General features: G+C 66.8%; 14 protein-coding genes. 6 read left to right on the forward strand and 8 right to left on the reverse strand.

The window, feature by feature from the left end; genetic code table 11:
* Positions 1 to 201 precede the first annotated feature (201 nt).
* From EAO78_RS07365 to EAO78_RS07375, 3 genes are all read right to left on the reverse strand, one after another.
* Complete coding sequence (locus EAO78_RS07365) at positions 202 to 1284, reverse strand: type I restriction endonuclease (protein ID WP_122105208.1); 1083 nt, start codon at positions 1282 to 1284, stop codon at positions 202 to 204.
* A gap of 68 nt (positions 1285 to 1352) precedes the next feature.
* Positions 1353 to 2123 carry an SDR family NAD(P)-dependent oxidoreductase gene (locus EAO78_RS07370; protein ID WP_122105209.1) on the reverse strand — a complete coding sequence of 257 codons (771 nt, stop codon included), beginning with the start codon at positions 2121 to 2123 and terminating at the stop codon, positions 1353 to 1355.
* A gap of 103 nt (positions 2124 to 2226) precedes the next feature.
* Positions 2227 to 3309, reverse strand: coding sequence for an NAD(P)/FAD-dependent oxidoreductase (locus tag EAO78_RS07375; RefSeq protein WP_122105210.1), 1083 nt, complete (start codon positions 3307 to 3309; stop codon positions 2227 to 2229).
* A gap of 118 nt (positions 3310 to 3427) precedes the next feature.
* On the opposite strand from EAO78_RS07375, the gene EAO78_RS07380 reads away from it, so the two are divergent.
* The gene (locus EAO78_RS07380; protein WP_122105211.1) at positions 3428 to 3745 is read left to right on the forward strand and encodes a hypothetical protein; all 318 of its coding nucleotides are present in this window, start codon (positions 3428 to 3430) and stop codon (positions 3743 to 3745) included.
* Between the two features lie 22 nt (positions 3746 to 3767).
* On the opposite strand, the gene EAO78_RS07385 is transcribed toward EAO78_RS07380, so the two are convergent.
* Positions 3768 to 4511 (reverse strand): metallophosphoesterase family protein, encoded by a 744-nt coding sequence (locus EAO78_RS07385; RefSeq protein WP_122105212.1) that lies wholly within the window; start codon positions 4509 to 4511, stop codon positions 3768 to 3770.
* 122 nt (positions 4512 to 4633) lie between these two features.
* Between EAO78_RS07385 and EAO78_RS07390 the strand changes: the two genes are divergently transcribed.
* Together EAO78_RS07390 and EAO78_RS07395 are read left to right on the forward strand one after the other, a co-directional pair.
* A complete protein-coding gene (locus tag EAO78_RS07390) occupies positions 4634 to 5332 on the forward strand; it encodes a hypothetical protein (protein WP_122105213.1) in 699 nt (232 codons plus the stop codon).
* A complete protein-coding gene (locus EAO78_RS07395; RefSeq protein WP_122105214.1) occupies positions 5333 to 6007 on the forward strand; it encodes a metal-dependent hydrolase in 675 nt (224 codons plus the stop codon).
* Positions 6008 to 6061: 54 nt separating this feature from the next.
* Here EAO78_RS07395 and EAO78_RS07400 read toward each other — a convergent pair whose 3' ends face one another.
* Together EAO78_RS07400 and coxB are read right to left on the reverse strand one after the other, a co-directional pair.
* On the reverse strand, positions 6062 to 8560 hold the full coding sequence (locus EAO78_RS07400; RefSeq protein WP_122105215.1) for a cbb3-type cytochrome c oxidase subunit I: 2499 nt from the start codon (positions 8558 to 8560) through the stop codon (positions 6062 to 6064).
* Complete coding sequence (coxB, locus tag EAO78_RS07405; protein ID WP_122105216.1) at positions 8557 to 9354, reverse strand: cytochrome c oxidase subunit II; 798 nt, start codon at positions 9352 to 9354, stop codon at positions 8557 to 8559. The genes EAO78_RS07400 and coxB overlap by 4 nt, the downstream gene beginning before the upstream one ends.
* A gap of 136 nt (positions 9355 to 9490) precedes the next feature.
* Between coxB and EAO78_RS07410 the strand changes: the two genes are divergently transcribed.
* Positions 9491 to 9943, forward strand: coding sequence for a hypothetical protein (locus tag EAO78_RS07410; RefSeq protein ID WP_122105217.1), 453 nt, complete (start codon positions 9491 to 9493; stop codon positions 9941 to 9943).
* 86 nt (positions 9944 to 10029) lie between these two features.
* On the opposite strand, the gene EAO78_RS07415 is transcribed toward EAO78_RS07410, so the two are convergent.
* Positions 10030 to 10230 carry a VNG_1110C family protein gene (locus EAO78_RS07415; RefSeq protein ID WP_122105218.1) on the reverse strand — a complete coding sequence of 67 codons (201 nt, stop codon included), beginning with the start codon at positions 10228 to 10230 and terminating at the stop codon, positions 10030 to 10032.
* A 232-nt stretch (positions 10231 to 10462) separates the two neighbouring features.
* On the opposite strand from EAO78_RS07415, the gene EAO78_RS07420 reads away from it, so the two are divergent.
* Together EAO78_RS07420 and EAO78_RS07425 are read left to right on the forward strand one after the other, a co-directional pair.
* Positions 10463 to 11572, forward strand: a complete 1110-nt coding sequence (locus EAO78_RS07420; protein ID WP_122105219.1) for an OBG GTPase family GTP-binding protein — start codon at positions 10463 to 10465, stop codon at positions 11570 to 11572.
* A gap of 209 nt (positions 11573 to 11781) precedes the next feature.
* Positions 11782 to 12969: a redox-regulated ATPase YchF gene (locus EAO78_RS07425; protein WP_122105220.1), complete on the forward strand. Its 1188-nt coding sequence runs from the start codon at positions 11782 to 11784 to the stop codon at positions 12967 to 12969.
* 28 nt (positions 12970 to 12997) lie between these two features.
* Here the strand turns inward: EAO78_RS07425 and thsA are convergent, their stop codons facing one another.
* The gene (gene thsA, locus EAO78_RS07430) at positions 12998 to 14578 is read right to left on the reverse strand and encodes a thermosome subunit alpha (RefSeq protein ID WP_122105221.1); all 1581 of its coding nucleotides are present in this window, start codon (positions 14576 to 14578) and stop codon (positions 12998 to 13000) included.
* Positions 14579 to 14724 lie beyond the last annotated feature (146 nt).

Here is a 14724-nt window from a genome sequence, read left to right on the forward strand (position 1 = left end):
TCTCCGACGAGTTTGAACCCTATCAGTCGCGCGCAGCGAACGAAGTGAGCGAGCACGTCTGATTCCGGTTCAAATCCCGGCCGGTGCACTCACTTCGTTCGTGCTCCGCCCGTACCCCCGCTCGCTCACTTCGTTCGCTCGCGAGGATCCCGGCCGGTGCATTCCTCGAACGTTACAGGGGAACCACAACAGGAGCTATATTCACCAGTCACCGTCAAATTCGACGGTGAAGTCGTAGTGATCGACCAGTCGGTCGATCTCCCGGCGCTTCTGAACCGAACTCAGATTCGTCTCTACGTAGTATCCACCGGTTATCTCGCGAGGCTGGACCATCTCTATCCCATCGATCGATGCCCCTTCGTGTAGAATTGGCCGTGTTCGCCCGGGAATATACGGGAATTCACCGATCTTGGAGACGATCGAATGCTCCCTCACGAGGTAATCGACCGCTTCGACGAACGTCTCTGCCTGCTGGTCGCCACGAAATTCGGCGATCAGATCGTCTCCGTTAGCAAACGCGATCAGATACTCGGTACCAGTCGAGTCGTTTCGGTCACTATGATGGTCTCGTAGCGTCTCCGTCCCTTCCGGGTCACGACGTTCGTTCTGTCCGCTATCGATTTCGCGTTCGATCTCCGTGACCAGTCGGTCGATGAGTTCCTTGGACTCCGACTCGGCAAGCGAGGCGATCGATCCGGAAACCTCCTCGATGAGTACTTCTACTAACTCTCTCGCGAGTTCGTCTTTCCGCGTTTCGAGTTTCTCCGTAGCTTCCCGAAGTTCGTTTATTCGTTCGAGTTTTTCTCGTCCCTCCCCCGACTCGATGTCGTCTTTCGTGTATGCCTCTAGCAGCGTCGATCGGTCTTCGAGAGCCTCCAAGTCGGCAGTACCGACGCGTCTGACACTGACTTCGGATCCCGTGACCCGCCGCTGAAAGAACCGATACTTCTCCGCGTTCGTGAGGATACCGTAGTTGACGTTCTTGTTGGACATGTACGACGACAACTGTTCCTCGTGGTCGTCGTTCAGCGGTGTATCGACTCCTTTCGCTTCTAGGAACGCGACCGGTGTTCCCTCGAGAACGAGCGCGTAATCGACCTTGTACGTCCGGCCAAACGCCTTGACGGAGTACTCTAGTTGAGTATTCTCCGGGATTTTCCAATCGAGGAGCGTCAGGAAACTCTGTAGAATCGCTGCCTTCGTATTGGCTTCATCCATCTGCGGTGCCGCCTCGATCGTCGATCGAGCGTCTTCCACGTATTCGGCTACCGCATCGTCGTCCATGAATACGGAACAGTTCACGAGAGAGTCATATCAAGGTTTATCAGTAGCCCGGGATCGAAAGCCCCAGTCTACAAACTCGCGCCGCCGTCGACCAACACCGTCTCGCCGGTCACGTAGCTCGCCTCCGTCGAGGCGAGATAGAGGTACGCGCCGCGTAAGTCCGCGGGCGTCCCGGCTCGGGACGGGAGCCCCTCGCTCTCCCCGATCTCGCCCGCCTCCTCGGACCAGCCCTCGCGGATCTCGGTGGCGATCGGTCCCGGCGCGACCGCGTTCACCCTGATCCCGTGGCGGTCGAGCTCGAGTGCGGCACTTCGCGTGAGCATCCGGATCCCGCCCTTCGTCGTCGCGTAGTGGGAGTGGTTCCACTCCGCGCGCTCGGCCGTCGTCGACGACGTGTTCACGATCGCCCCCTCGACGCCGCGGTCGATCATGTCCCTGGCGGCCAGTTGCGTCCCGAAGAACGCGCCACGGAGGTTGACGCCGTGGACGAAGTCGAACGTCTCCGGCGTGACGTCGAGAAACTCGGCGCTTCGGTGGACGCCGGCGTTGTTCACCATCACGTCGACGCCGCCGAACTCGCGGGCCGCCTCGATCACCGCCTCGATCTGTGCCGGATCGGAGACGTCGGTCTCGACGAACTCGGCGGTTCCGCCGCGCTCCTCGATGACCTCGTGTGTGGGCGTCTCGGCGTCGACGTCCTTCGGCACTGCGCGGACGTCGGCGTTGATCACGGTCGCGCCCGCGTCGCCGAACCCCGTCGCGACCGCGCGACCGATACCGCTCGATCCCCCCGTGACCACGACCGTGTCGCCGGAGAAGTCCGCGTCGATGGTTCCCATACGGAGGGTCGGCGACGCCGGATCAAAAGGGTTGGCGTCGCGTCTCACTCGTCGGGTCGTCGATCCGGGTCGGGAGCCGCCGGCCTCCTACGACCGACCCGATTCAGTCGTCGTCCGCCGCCGCCTCCGCCGACGGCGACCCCCGCGGCCCGCCGGCGTGGCCCTCGTGGGCGACGGCGGTCGCCAGAAGCTCCGGCGAGATGGCGGGCACCTCCGCCTCGCTCACGGGGCCGTCGCGCGCGATGGTCTCCTTCGAACGCGGGAACTCGCGGATCTCCTTGTGGATCGCGAGGCCGGCCTTCGCGCCCTGACCCATCGCGACCGGGATCTGGTTGTGACCGGGGGTGACGTCGCCGACCGCGAAGACGCCGTCGACGCTCGTGCGGCCGTGGTCGTCGACGTCGATCCGGCCGTCCTCGGTCAGCTCACAGCCGAGCGACTCCGCGAGGGCGGTGTTGTAGTCGGAGCCGTACATCGGGAACCCGCCGCGGTACTCCCGACGGGTGCCGTCCTCGAACTCCAGGGCCTCCAGCCAGCCGGAGTCGGGGTCGTTCTCGACGCCCGACACCTCCTCGTGGACCACCTCGATCGGGTGTGCCTCGAGCTGTGCCGCGGTCTCGTCGCTCCAGGTCGGCTCCGCCCCGCGGGTCAACAGGTCCACGTCGTCGGTGACGTTGAGCATGATCATCGCGACGTGGGCGGCCGCCTCGCCGTGGCCCATCACGTACACCGGCTCGTCGACGAACATGTACGCGTCACAGTGGAGACAGTAGTGGAGTCCCTTGCCGGTGCGGGGCAGGGGGGGATCGGGTCGCTTATCGGAGAACCCGGTCGCGAGCACGACCCGCTCGGCCGTGAACTCGTCGTCGCCGGCGACGAGCCTGAAGCGGTCGTCGCCGTCCTCCTCGTCGTCGATCCTGTCTATCGACTCGACGAACCCGCGCTCGAAGTCGCCGCCGTAGGAAGCCACCTGCTCGCGGGCGGTCGCGAGGAACTCGTTGCCGGAGGTCTCCTCGGTGACGCCGATCACGTTGTGGGTGTCGGCCATCATCGCGGCGCGGCCGCCGCCGCGGTCGATCAGCACCGTCTCGTGGCCGAGTCGCGCGCCGTACAGCGCCGTCGTCAATCCGGCCGGACCGCCGCCAACGACCGCGACGTCGTAAGCGTTCTCGTCGGAAGCACTCATTGTCGGTGCTACGAGTCGGACGGGGTTAAATGTCCATGAGGTGTGCGCGTCCCTCGACCAGCCGCGTCGACGGCCGGCGGTCAGGGAATTTATGCTCGCCGGGCGCGTGCGTCCGGTCGTGTCCGGACGCCTCGTCGCCGCGATCGCCCTCCTCCTCGTCGGCACCGTCGCCGACGTGTGGTCGACGTACCTCGCGATCTCGACGGGCGAGTTCGTCGAGGGGTCGCCGGTCGGCAGGACGTTCATCACGTGGCTCGGCCCGCTCCGCGGCATGTTGGTCACGAAGGCGCTCGGGATGGTCGTGATCGGGATCCCGGTCGCGGTCGCGGGCGGGAGCCGCCGGCTCGTGGCCACGGTGATGTGTGCGGGCGTCGGCGCGATATCGCTTCTCGCGGCCGGCAGGAACCTGCTCCTCGTCGCGGGCTACTGGCCCTGACCGGACGGTCGATTCCGCGTCGTCACTCCCCGCGATACAGCCGTTCGCCGGTCCGCTCCGGCAACCCCTCGCGCTCGACCGCCTCGGCGACGCGGTCGACGTCGTAGGCGACCCGTCTGAGGTCGACCTCGCCGGCGTCGACGTCGAGCACCGCGTAGGCGGCGTCCGGGTCGCCGTCGCGGGGCTGGCCGACGCTTCCCGGATTGACGACGAGCCGTCCGTCGATCGACCGGGCCCCCTGGACGTGGGTGTGACCGAGCACGAGGCCGTCGAAGTCGCCGCCCGAGCCACGGTCACCGCTCGAGTCGCGGTCGCCTCCCGCGTCGTCCGGCGCATCGTCGGCGAGCGCGTCGAGGTGCCGGTCGAGCGCCGGGAACTCCTCGGGGTAGACGTACGCGTCCTCGCGATCGGGCGCGGGATGCGAGTGGACCAGATGGTATCGGCCGTCCGCGAACCACGTCGCTCGCGGAAGCGAGGCGAGCCACGCGAGACCCTCCGTCGAAAGTTCGCGTTTCGCGTGTTCGAGCCCGGCCTCGGCCATCCGGTTGGCGCGGTACCGCTCGGGCGTCTCGACGGTCCGGTCGTGGTTGCCGCGAACCGTCGCCGCGGAGACCTCGCGAACGCGCGCGAGACACTCGGCGGGCCACGGGTTGTAGCCGATCACGTCGCCGGCACAGACGACCGTCTCGACCGGCGGCATGTCCTCGAGCACCGCCTCCAGCGCGGGCAGGTTCGCGTGGACGTCCGAGAGGAGTCCGACCTTCATCACGCGACCGTTCGGGATCGAGACCGGAATAGCTTCGGTCGGCGTTCGTCGGAACGCACGAGGCGGCGGCCGCTCCGTCCCCCGCCCGAGGGCTTATCCTCGCGGGACCGAAGGAACCGCCAATGGCACCGACCCTCCTCAACGCCGCGCTCGGCGCGTTGCTCGCGGCGGCGCTCCTCGGACCGGCGTTCGACCGGCGATCGGTCGCGGTCGTCGTCGCGGCCGCCCTCCTACCGAACCTCGACGCGGTCGCAAGCCTCGCGATCGCTGGCGCGACGAACGCGCTCGCTCACAACGTCTGGGTCCCGATCGCGCTCGCGGGGCTCCTCTACTGGGACACGGCGCTTCGCGACCGGTCCGTTCTCCGCGAGCGGTACGGCTGGCGGGGCGTGCGGATCGGTTGGGTCGCGCTCGCCGGGTTCGCGCTCGCCGGGATCGCCCCGGACCTCTTCGCCGAACCGGGCGTGAGCCTGCTGTACCCCGTCGAGAACGTCTACTACGTCGTCGACGGCCTCCTGCTGTTCTCGACGCAGGACGGCGTCGTACAGACGTTCGTCTCGACGACCGCCGACGCCCCCGGCGTCCTCCCGTTCGAGAGCCCGGGGACGACCGAAACGCACGCCGTCCCGACGTGGGTGAACCCCGACGGCCGGCCGGGGCTCGCGCTCGGAAGCGAGCGGCGGCTCGTCCTCGTCGACGCCGGGTGGCAGGCGGTCGTCGTCGCGAGCGCGGTCGCGTCGCTCGCGGTCCGGTTCCGACCGTGGACACGAGCGGGAACCGAGGCCGCTCCGGAGGGATCCGTGAAGGAGACGAGCCGATAGATGGTCTCCACGATCGTCCACGCCGGGTTCGCGCTGGTGCTCGCGGCGGGACTGTTGCGGGGCGACTACGACCGGCGGGCGCTCGCGGTCGTCCTCGCCGTGGTCCTCCTGCCCGAGGCCGACTCGTTTCTCGGTCCGGTCATGTCCGGAGCGCATCGAACCGTCGGTCACAACTTCACGTTCCCGGCGGCGGCCGCGTTCCTGATCTACTACGACACCCGGATGCGCGGACAGTCCCTCCTCCGCGAACGCGTCACGGAGCGCGGCGTCCGGATCGCCTGGGTGGCGCTTTTCGTCCACGTCTTCGCACACGTCTCGCTCGATTGGGCGCACCTCGACGGCGTGAACGTTCTGTGGCCGCTCCACGACTCCTTCTTCCGACTGGAGGGCGAGCTGTTCTGGTCCTCGGTCGACGGCCTGGTCCAGACGTTCGTCGATGTCGATCTCGACCCGGAGACGGGGAGCCGGCGGGTCGACGCCGGGAGCACGGGAACCACGCAGTCGGTCCACGTGAACAACCCGGTCGAGCCGGACGACCCGGAGGCGCTCGCGGAGGCGGAGACGATAGACCGGCGTTTCCCGGTCGCGGGGCGCGGATGGCGGCTCTACCTCGTCGGGCTCGGGTTGTTCACCGTGATCGCCCGGCGACTTCAGAACGATCCGCCGGCGGAGTGACTCGGGAGTACGAACGAGTCGTCACGCCGCAAAACGAGAGAGAACCCCGCTACCTCAGAAGAGGTAGAAGAGCGGGAAGAGGAAGACCCAGACGATGTCGACGAAGTGCCAGTAGAGCCCGAAGTACTCGATCGGCCGCTCGTCGTCCATGTAGTGTCCGTGCCACGCCCGGTAGAACAGGAACCCGGCGATCAACAGCCCGCCGACCACGTGGACGCCGTGCAATCCCGTCGTCACGTAGTAGATCGACGCCTGGACCGGGTCGCCGTGGGAGTTCTCCGCGATCGTGACGCCCACGTCGTAGATCTCGTGGTGCCACTCCCACATCTTGATCGCGAGGAACGTCAGCCCCAACGCGATCGTCGTCCCGAGCGACGCGAGCAGCCCCTTCCGGCTGTTGCGGTGGGCCGCCACCAGCGCGAGGATCACCGTGAACGACGAGGTCAACAACACGAACGTGTTGATCAGTCCCGGCAGCGACTCGGTCAGCGGCGACCACTCCCGCCACCCGGCGTTGTACCGGATGAACACCGCCGCCGAGATGAACGCGCCGAACACGATCACGTCCGAGGCCAGGAAGAACCACATCCCCAGTTTCACCTTCTCGACGCCGTTGAACGGCCACCGCTCGGCGAACTCGGACGGCGGCGCGTAGAAGTCCTCCAGTCCCCACTTCACGCCGGTGTACACGAGCCCGAGCAACCCGAGGGCCGCCAACGCGGGATACACCGGGTTGCTGATCGTCACCGGCGTCGTCGCCAGCGAGTCGGCAACCCCGATCGAGATCGAGTCGTTGAACCCGGACAGCCCGAGGAACATAACGAGCGTCGCGAACGAGAGCGCGATCGGCCAGATGCTCGCGTGGCTCGGGTGTTTGTCCCAGTACGGATACTCGCGGATGTGATCGGAGTGGCTGTCGCCGCCGTCGGTGGCGGCGTTGCCGTTCTCGTCGGCTTTCACCGCCGGACCGCCGTCCGGAATATAATCCTTCACGAACTCCAGTTTCCCGGAGGCGTAGGAGGGGCGGTTCGGCCAGTTCTCCAGCGGCGGCGGCGAGGAAACCGCCCACTCCGCCGTCCGCGAGTAGTCCCACGGATTATCGCCCGCCTCGGGACCCGAGACGAACGACTTCAGGAAGTTGTAGAACATGATGAAGAAGGAGAACCCGAGCAGGAACGCCCCGATCGTCCCGATCTGGTGGAAGAGCTGGAACTCGGGGTTGTACTCGAACACCCGACGGGGCGTCTCCCACCCGAGGAACATGGAGGCGTAGACGGCGTTGAAGCCGATGAAGAACACGGCGAAGTGGACCTTGCCGAGGAACTCGTCGTACATCTTCCCCGTCATCTTCGGGAACCAGTAGTAGGCCCCGCCGAACAGCGCGGTCGCGCCGCCGAACATGACGTAGTGGAAGTGCGCGACAACCCAGTAGGTGCCGCGGAACTCGTAGTCGAGGACGATGGCGCCGAGGAAGACGCCCGTGATTCCCCCGAGGATGAACAGCAACAGCGCGCCGAACGCGAACAGGAACGGCGTGGTGAACTGGATGCGGCCCTTCATCAGCGTGTAGATGAGCGAGAAGACGATCAGGTCGAACGGCAACGAGATCCCGATGGTCGTCGCCATCATCAGCGTCTTGATCTCGAGATTGATCGTCGTCAGGAACATGTGGTGCATCCACACGAGGAACGACTGAACGGAGATCAGACAGATGGCGATGATGACCCACTTGCGGCCGACGAGCCGACGGCCGGAGAACGTCTGGAACAGCTCGAGCATGACTCCCAAGGCGGGGAAGAAGACGATGTACACCTCGGGATGTCCGAAGAACCAGAAGAGGTGACCCCACAGCAGGGATCCCCCCTCGGTCGCCGAGAAGTAGACGCTCCCGAGCACCCGGTCGGACGCGAGAATGAGCCCGACGGCAAGCACCGCGGCGAAGGCGAAGAGCATCATCCAGACGGTCGCGAGCATCGACCACGTGAACATCGGCATGTCCATGATGCCCATCCCCTCCGCACGCGAGTGGTGGATCGAGGTGAGGAAGTTCACCGTCGACGCGGTGACGCCGATGACGAACATCGCGAGCGCCAACACCGCCCCGGTCGAGCCGATGCTCGGCGTGTACATCGGGACGTTGAGCGGCGCGTACATCGTCCAGCCGGCACTCAGCGTGCCGCCCTGGAAGAAGCTCACCGCCAGCAGGATCCCCGAGAAGAGATACATCCAGTAGGAGAGGGCGTTCAGCCGGGGGAACGCGAGGTCGTCGGCGCCGATCTGGAGCGGAACGAAGTAGTTCGCGAAGCCGAACGCGAACGGCGAGAGGAACCAGAACACCATGATCAACCCGTGGGCGGTGACCGCTTCGTTGTACGCCAGCCCGGAGAGGACCTGGTTGGCTGGGTCCCACAGCTGGACGCGGATCAGAAGCGCCAGAACCCCGCCGAAGAGCAGGAAGAACAGCGCCGTGATCAGGTAGAGGATCCCGATGTCCTTGTGGTTGGTCGTGACGAGCCAGCGGCGGACCGAGGTCGTCGGCGGGAGCTCGCTCATGCGGAGACACCTCCGACGTCCGAACCCGTAACGCGCGGGTTAGCGAGGTCACCCTCGACGCTCGAACTGTTGGCGTCCGCCGAGTCGTCGCCGGTGCCCGCGTACCACTCCTCCCACTCGTCCTGGGGAAGGACGGTGATCTGGCCCTTCATCGCCGAGTGGCCGGAGCCGCAGAGTTCGAAGCACTCGACGAGATAGGTCGCCTCGCCGCCCCGTTCCTCGACCTCCTCGGAACTCACGGTGAACCAGGTCTCGCTGGTCTCACCGGGGATGGCGTCGGATTTTATCCGTAACTCGGAGGATCCGAAGTTGTGCCACACGTCCCGTGAGGTTATCTTCAGGTCGATCCGCTGGTCCGCGGGAACGACGAGTTCGTTCATCTCCGAATGGCCGTTGGGGTAGAAGTACTCCCAGCCGAACTGGTATCCCTCGACGGTGATCTCGATGTCACCCTCCTCGCCCGTGTCGGGACCGTCCTCGACGTAGAGGAGCAGTCCGTACGCGTACACGACGAGACTGATGACGACGATCGCGCTCAGTCCGAACGAGAGGAAGAGCTTCTTCGCCTTCGGGCCGCCCTGTCCGGTGGGCAGCTCTCCGACCACCGGCGCGTCGAAGTCGTCGGACGGTTCGCTGCCGTCGTCGCGATATTTGTAGACGTTCCACAACGTGTACGAGACCACGATGATGCCGACGACCGTGCCCAGCGTGAGGAAGACGAAGAATATCTCGTCGAACACCTCCGCTTGTGCCCGCCAGTCGGTCCCTTGTTGTAGGGTAATTGGGTCTATCATGTTCGTCTCTCAGCTCTTATCGTTCCCTTGGTGATGGCGCACTTAGCTCTTGTGTACGCCGGCGTCGCGAGTCTCACGGAGGCGCATACGAAGGCTATTTGTACACGCGTCCGGACCGGGTAGTAACGAGGAAATCATGGTTTCGCTTACCCTCTTGAGTACGGCGCTGATGGGGCTGCTCGTCCTGGCCACGTTCGTCGCCGCCGCTCGGATCGGCGGGCAGCGCGCGCCGGGAACCGACGAGTCGGAGGACAGGTACACCGCGATCACCCGGCGGCTGGCGGAGGTCGTGAGGACGCCGGCCGTGTGGTCGATCGCGTTCGTCGTCATCGCGCTCGGCGTCGGCGCGCTCGTCGTCCTCTCGGTCGGAAACTTCGCGTTCGTCGAGGGCTTCGCCGACTCGCTCCTCGGAGTTCTGTACGCCGTCGTCGGACTGCTCCTCACCGGCTTCGTCTTTCTCGGAGCGTACTTCGGCGTGCGCGGTCGGGGACTCGGAAACGCACACGGCGTCGCGGCCGGGTCGTTCGCGGCCGGGCTGGTCTTCCTCGTGTTGATCGCCGTTCAGCTCCTCGTCGGCGTCATCGGCTGATCGTCGGCGTCATGGATCGGCGGTTGAGGGGTTCGCGTCCAGTCGCGTTTTTCGGGTCGGGCGTACGCTCCGAACCGATCCCGTTCTCACGCGATCGAGACGCCGTTGCGTGAGAGGTACGCGCTCGCGTCCTTGATCTCGACCGGGCTTCCGATGATCCGACACCGGTCGCCGGCCTCGACGATCGTCAGGGTGAATCGCTCCTCGAGTCCGTCCCGGAGCCCGTCGATCGCGCAGGCGGGAAGCAGGATCTGCGTGCTATCGCGGAACGTCGAGGCGTCGGGCATTCGACGTGTGCCGCGAGGAGCGACCGACGCATAACCGTGTCGAAATGTCTCTCCAGTAACGTGTCCCCCCCAATAGCCGTAGTGACGTCCGGGTGACCAGACGGGACCGGACGGCCGAGACCGTCGGACGGCAGTCGACGCGGTTCGACGGCGACCGAAGCGAGGCGGCGATCGGGGCCCGGCGGCCGTCGAAGGAACACTTTTAACGAGTCGAGCGGCCGAGATGGTACCGATGGGACTGGAAGCAGAGATAGAGGACCTCCGCGAGGAGATCGCGAACACGCCCTACAACAAGGCCACCGAGGCACACATCGGGCGGTTGAAGGCGAAACTCGCGGAGAAAAAGGAGAAACTGGAGAACCAGTCCTCCGCCGGCGGCGGCCACGGATACGCCGTCGAGAAGCACGGCGACGCCACCGTCGCGCTCGTCGGGTTCCCGAGCGTGGGAAAGTCCACGCTGATCAACGCCCTCACCAACGCCGACAGCGAGGTCGGCTCCTACGAGTTCACGACGCTCGACGTCAACCCGGGCATGTTGAAGTACCGCGGCGCGAACATTCAGATCCTCGACGTTCCCGGACTGATCGAGGGGGCCGCGGGAGGTCGCGGCGGCGGCAAGGAAGTGTTGTCGGTCGTCCGGACCGCGGACCTCGTCGTGTTCATGCTCTCCGTGTTCGAGATCGAGCAGTACGACCGGCTCCGCGAGGAGCTGTACGAAACCAACATCCGGCTCGACACGGAGCCGCCGAACATCAACATCCGGAAGACCCACAAGGACGGGATCGGGGTGACGACCAGCGACGACGTGAGCCTCGACGAGGACACCGTCAAACAGGTGCTACGCGAGTACGGCTACGTCAACGCGAAGGTGACGATCCCGCACGACCTTACGATCGACGAGCTGGTCGACGCCGTGATGGACAACCGCGAGTACCTCCCGTCGATGGTGACGGTGAACAAGGCGGACCTCATCGACAAGTCCTACCTCCCGACGGTGAAGAAGGAACTCCGCGAGCGCGACCTCGACCCGGACGACGTGCTCTTCATCTCCGCCGAGGAGGAGCTCGGGCTCGACGGCCTCAAAGAGCGCCTCTGGGAGGAACTCGGACTCATCCGGATCTACATGGACAAGCCCGGACGCGGCGTCGACTACGAGGAGCCGCTGGTGCTCTTCGAGGGCGACACCGTCGGCGACGCCTGCGAGAAGATCGGCGGCGAGTTCGACGAGCGGTTCAAGTTCGCGCGGGTGTCCGGGCCGAGCGCGAAACACGACGACCAGCAGGTCGGGAAGGGCCACGAACTCGCCGACGAGGACGTGCTCCGCATCGTCGCGCGGAAGTAGCGGATAGCTGAAGTCCACTACGGGACAACTGAGATCCACTACGGAGACCACCGCACGGCCCCGCACCTCACGCCTCCCCAGCCTCGCGGCTCACTTCGTTCGCCGCGTCCCTCGCGCGGGCCGGCTCGCGCCCTGTCGGGCGCTCACGGGCACACGCCACCGCGACCACCGACCGAAAGGCGCTTTTCGTGCGGCCGCGACCCACGAGCATGCTCACGGTCGCGCTCGCCGGGAAGCCGAACGCCGGCAAGTCCACCTTCTATACCGCCGCGACGATGGCCGACGTCGACGTCGCGAACTACCCGTTCACGACGATCGACGCCAATCGCGGGGTGACCGCCGTCCGCACCGAGTGCCCGTGTCTCGACCGCGAGGAGCGCTGCGGGAACGACCGCTGTCACGACGGGACGCGATACGTCCCCGTGGAACTCCTCGACGTGGCCGGACTCGTCCCCGGCGCACACGAGGGAAAGGGGCTCGGAAACCGGTTCCTCGACGAACTGACGAACGCGGACGTCGTCCTCAACGTCGTCGACGCCTCCGGCGGCACGAACCGGGAGGGCGAGCCCGTCGAGGTCGGCAGTTACGACCCGGTCGAGGAGGTCGACTTCATCGAGGAGGAGATGGACCTCTGGCTCGCCGGCGTGATCGGCGACAACTGGGAGGGCGTCGAGCGGAAGTCGCGCGCGCCCGACTTCGACCTCGACGGGACGCTCACCGAGATGCTGACCGGCGTGGGCGCGACGGAGGCCGACGTGGCCGCGGTGCTCCGCGACCTCGAGTATCCCGACGACCCGAAGCGGTGGGACGACGCGGATCGCGAGGCGCTGGCCCGGGAGATCCGTCGGCGGACGAAACCCATGGTCGTCGTCGCGAACAAGGCCGACGTCGCGCCGCCGGAGAACCTCGACCGGCTCCGTGAGGCGACCGACAAGCCGGTCGTTCCGGCGACCGCCGACGGCGAGCTCGCGCTCCGCCGGGCCGCCGAGGCCGGCGTCGTCTCCTATGACCCCGGCGACCCCGACTTCGAGGTCGTCGGCGACGTCTCCGCCGAGCAGCGCGCCGGCCTCGACGCGATCCGGGAGGTGATGGGTCGGTTCGGCGGGACGGGAGTCCAGGCGGCGTTGAACGCGGCCGTCTACGACCTCCTCGATCGGATCACGGTCTACCCGGTCCAGGACGCCGGAAAATGGACCGACGGGACGGGGAACGTCCTCCCTGACGCGTTCCTGTTGTCAGAGGGCGCCACCCCGCCGGACCTCGCGTACGCGGTCCACACGGACATCGGCGAGGGATACCTCCACGCGGTCGACGCCCGATCGAACCGCCGGATCGGCGAGGACCACGTCCTCTCGGAGGGGGACGTGGTGAAGATCGTTTCGACGGCGGGGCCGTAGGAACGCGGCTACGGCGCGGCGGTTCCGACTACTCCGCGAAGATGACGTCGTCGATTCGGAGGATCATCCGCGCCGCCTCGGTCGCGGAGTCGACCGCCTCGCGTTTCACCGCGGCGGGGTCGACGATCCCCTCCTCGAGCGGATCGCCGACGCGAGCGGTCCGGCCGTCGGCGATGACGCCCGCCCGCCCGTCGCGGTCGTGAGTCGCCCGCAGGTCGACGAGCGTGTCGATCGGGTCCGCGCCGGCGTTCTCCGCGAGCGTTCGCGGAAGCGCGTCGACGGCGTCCGCGAACGCCTCGATCGCGAGCTGTTTGCGGCCCTCCACGGAGGCCGCCGCCCCGCGGAGGTGCGCGGCGATCGCGACCTCTGTCGCGCCCGCACCCGGAACGGTCCCGGCGTCGCGAGCGGCCACGACCGCGTCGACCGCGTCGTTCACGGCGCGCTCGAGCTCGTCGACGACGTGTTCGGTGGACCCATACACGAGGAGGGTCACCGCCCGGGAGGCGTCGCCGCCGCGGACGGAGACGAGGTCGTCGTCGTCGCCGTCGACCTCGACCGCGATCGACTCGGCGTGGCCGAGGTCGCTCGCCTCGACGTCCTCGAGGGTTCCGAGTCGCTTCGCGCCAGTCACACGGGCGACGTCGGTCGCGTCGGAGGACTTCACGCTCTCGAACGCGAGGATCCCGGCGTCGGCGAGGTAGCCGGCCACGCGGTCGTCGATCTTCTTCCGGCAGAAGAGGACGTCGACGCCCGCTTCCGAGAGGGCGTCCGCGTATCCGCGAAGCTCGGCGTCCTCCGCTTCGATGGCCGCGTTGAGTCCGTCGACGGAGGTGATCGAGTACTCCGCGTCGACGTCGCCCTGCCGAACCTCGAGTTTCGTCTCGAGGACCGTGACGGAGGCGTTCTCGACCTCGTGGGGCATCCCGTCGTGGACGGGCTCCTCCTCGATGACCACGCCGTCGACGAGTTCGGTCGCGGAGGAGCCGGCGCCGGTCCGCGGGTGGACGTGAACCGCGTCGCGGTCGACGTCGCCGTCGTCGGTCGTGACCCGACCGATCGCCTCGACGACGAGCGCCGCGAGGTCGGCGGCGGCGGCGTCGCCGGTTCCCTTGCCCGTCATCGACGACTCCGCGACCGACGCGAGGAGGTCGGCGGCGGGGTCGCTCCCGACCTCGACGTCGAGCAGCTGGCCGTCGATCGCTTCCCCGGCGAGGCGGACGGCCTCGGCGTACCCCTCGACGATCACCGTCGGGTGGAGGTCGTCCTCGAGCATGCCCTCCGCCCGCGAGAGCAGCTCGCCGAGCAGCACGGCCGCCGTGGTGGTCCCGTCACCGACGGACTCCTCTTGAGACTCCGCGACCTCGACGATCATCTGGGCGGCGGGGTGGTCGATGTCCATCTCGTCAAGGATCGTCGCGCCGTCGTTCGTGACGACGACTGTACCCGTCGAGTCGACGAGCATCTTGTCCATCCCGCGAGGTCCGAGCGTCGTGCGGACGGCCTCGGCGACCGCCTTTCCGGCGGCGACGTTCGACTCCTGGGCCGCGCGGCCGCGCGTTCGTTCGCTGTCCTCGGAGAGTACGTACAGGGGTTGAGTACGGGATGCCATACGTTGCGGATACTCGGTCAGCGGTTCTATATATCCATATCGCTCTCGATCGGGTAGAATCGCCCGAAGGGAACGCCTCGGTCGACGAGCCGATTCCCGACATCGGACCGACAGGCACATGCGGCACGCGTGGGATACTCACGCGA

Origin of the sequence: Halobellus captivus (assembly GCF_003697845.1) — an archaeon.
In the GTDB taxonomy this organism is placed as follows: domain Archaea; phylum Halobacteriota; class Halobacteria; order Halobacteriales; family Haloferacaceae; genus Halorubrum; species Halorubrum glutamatedens.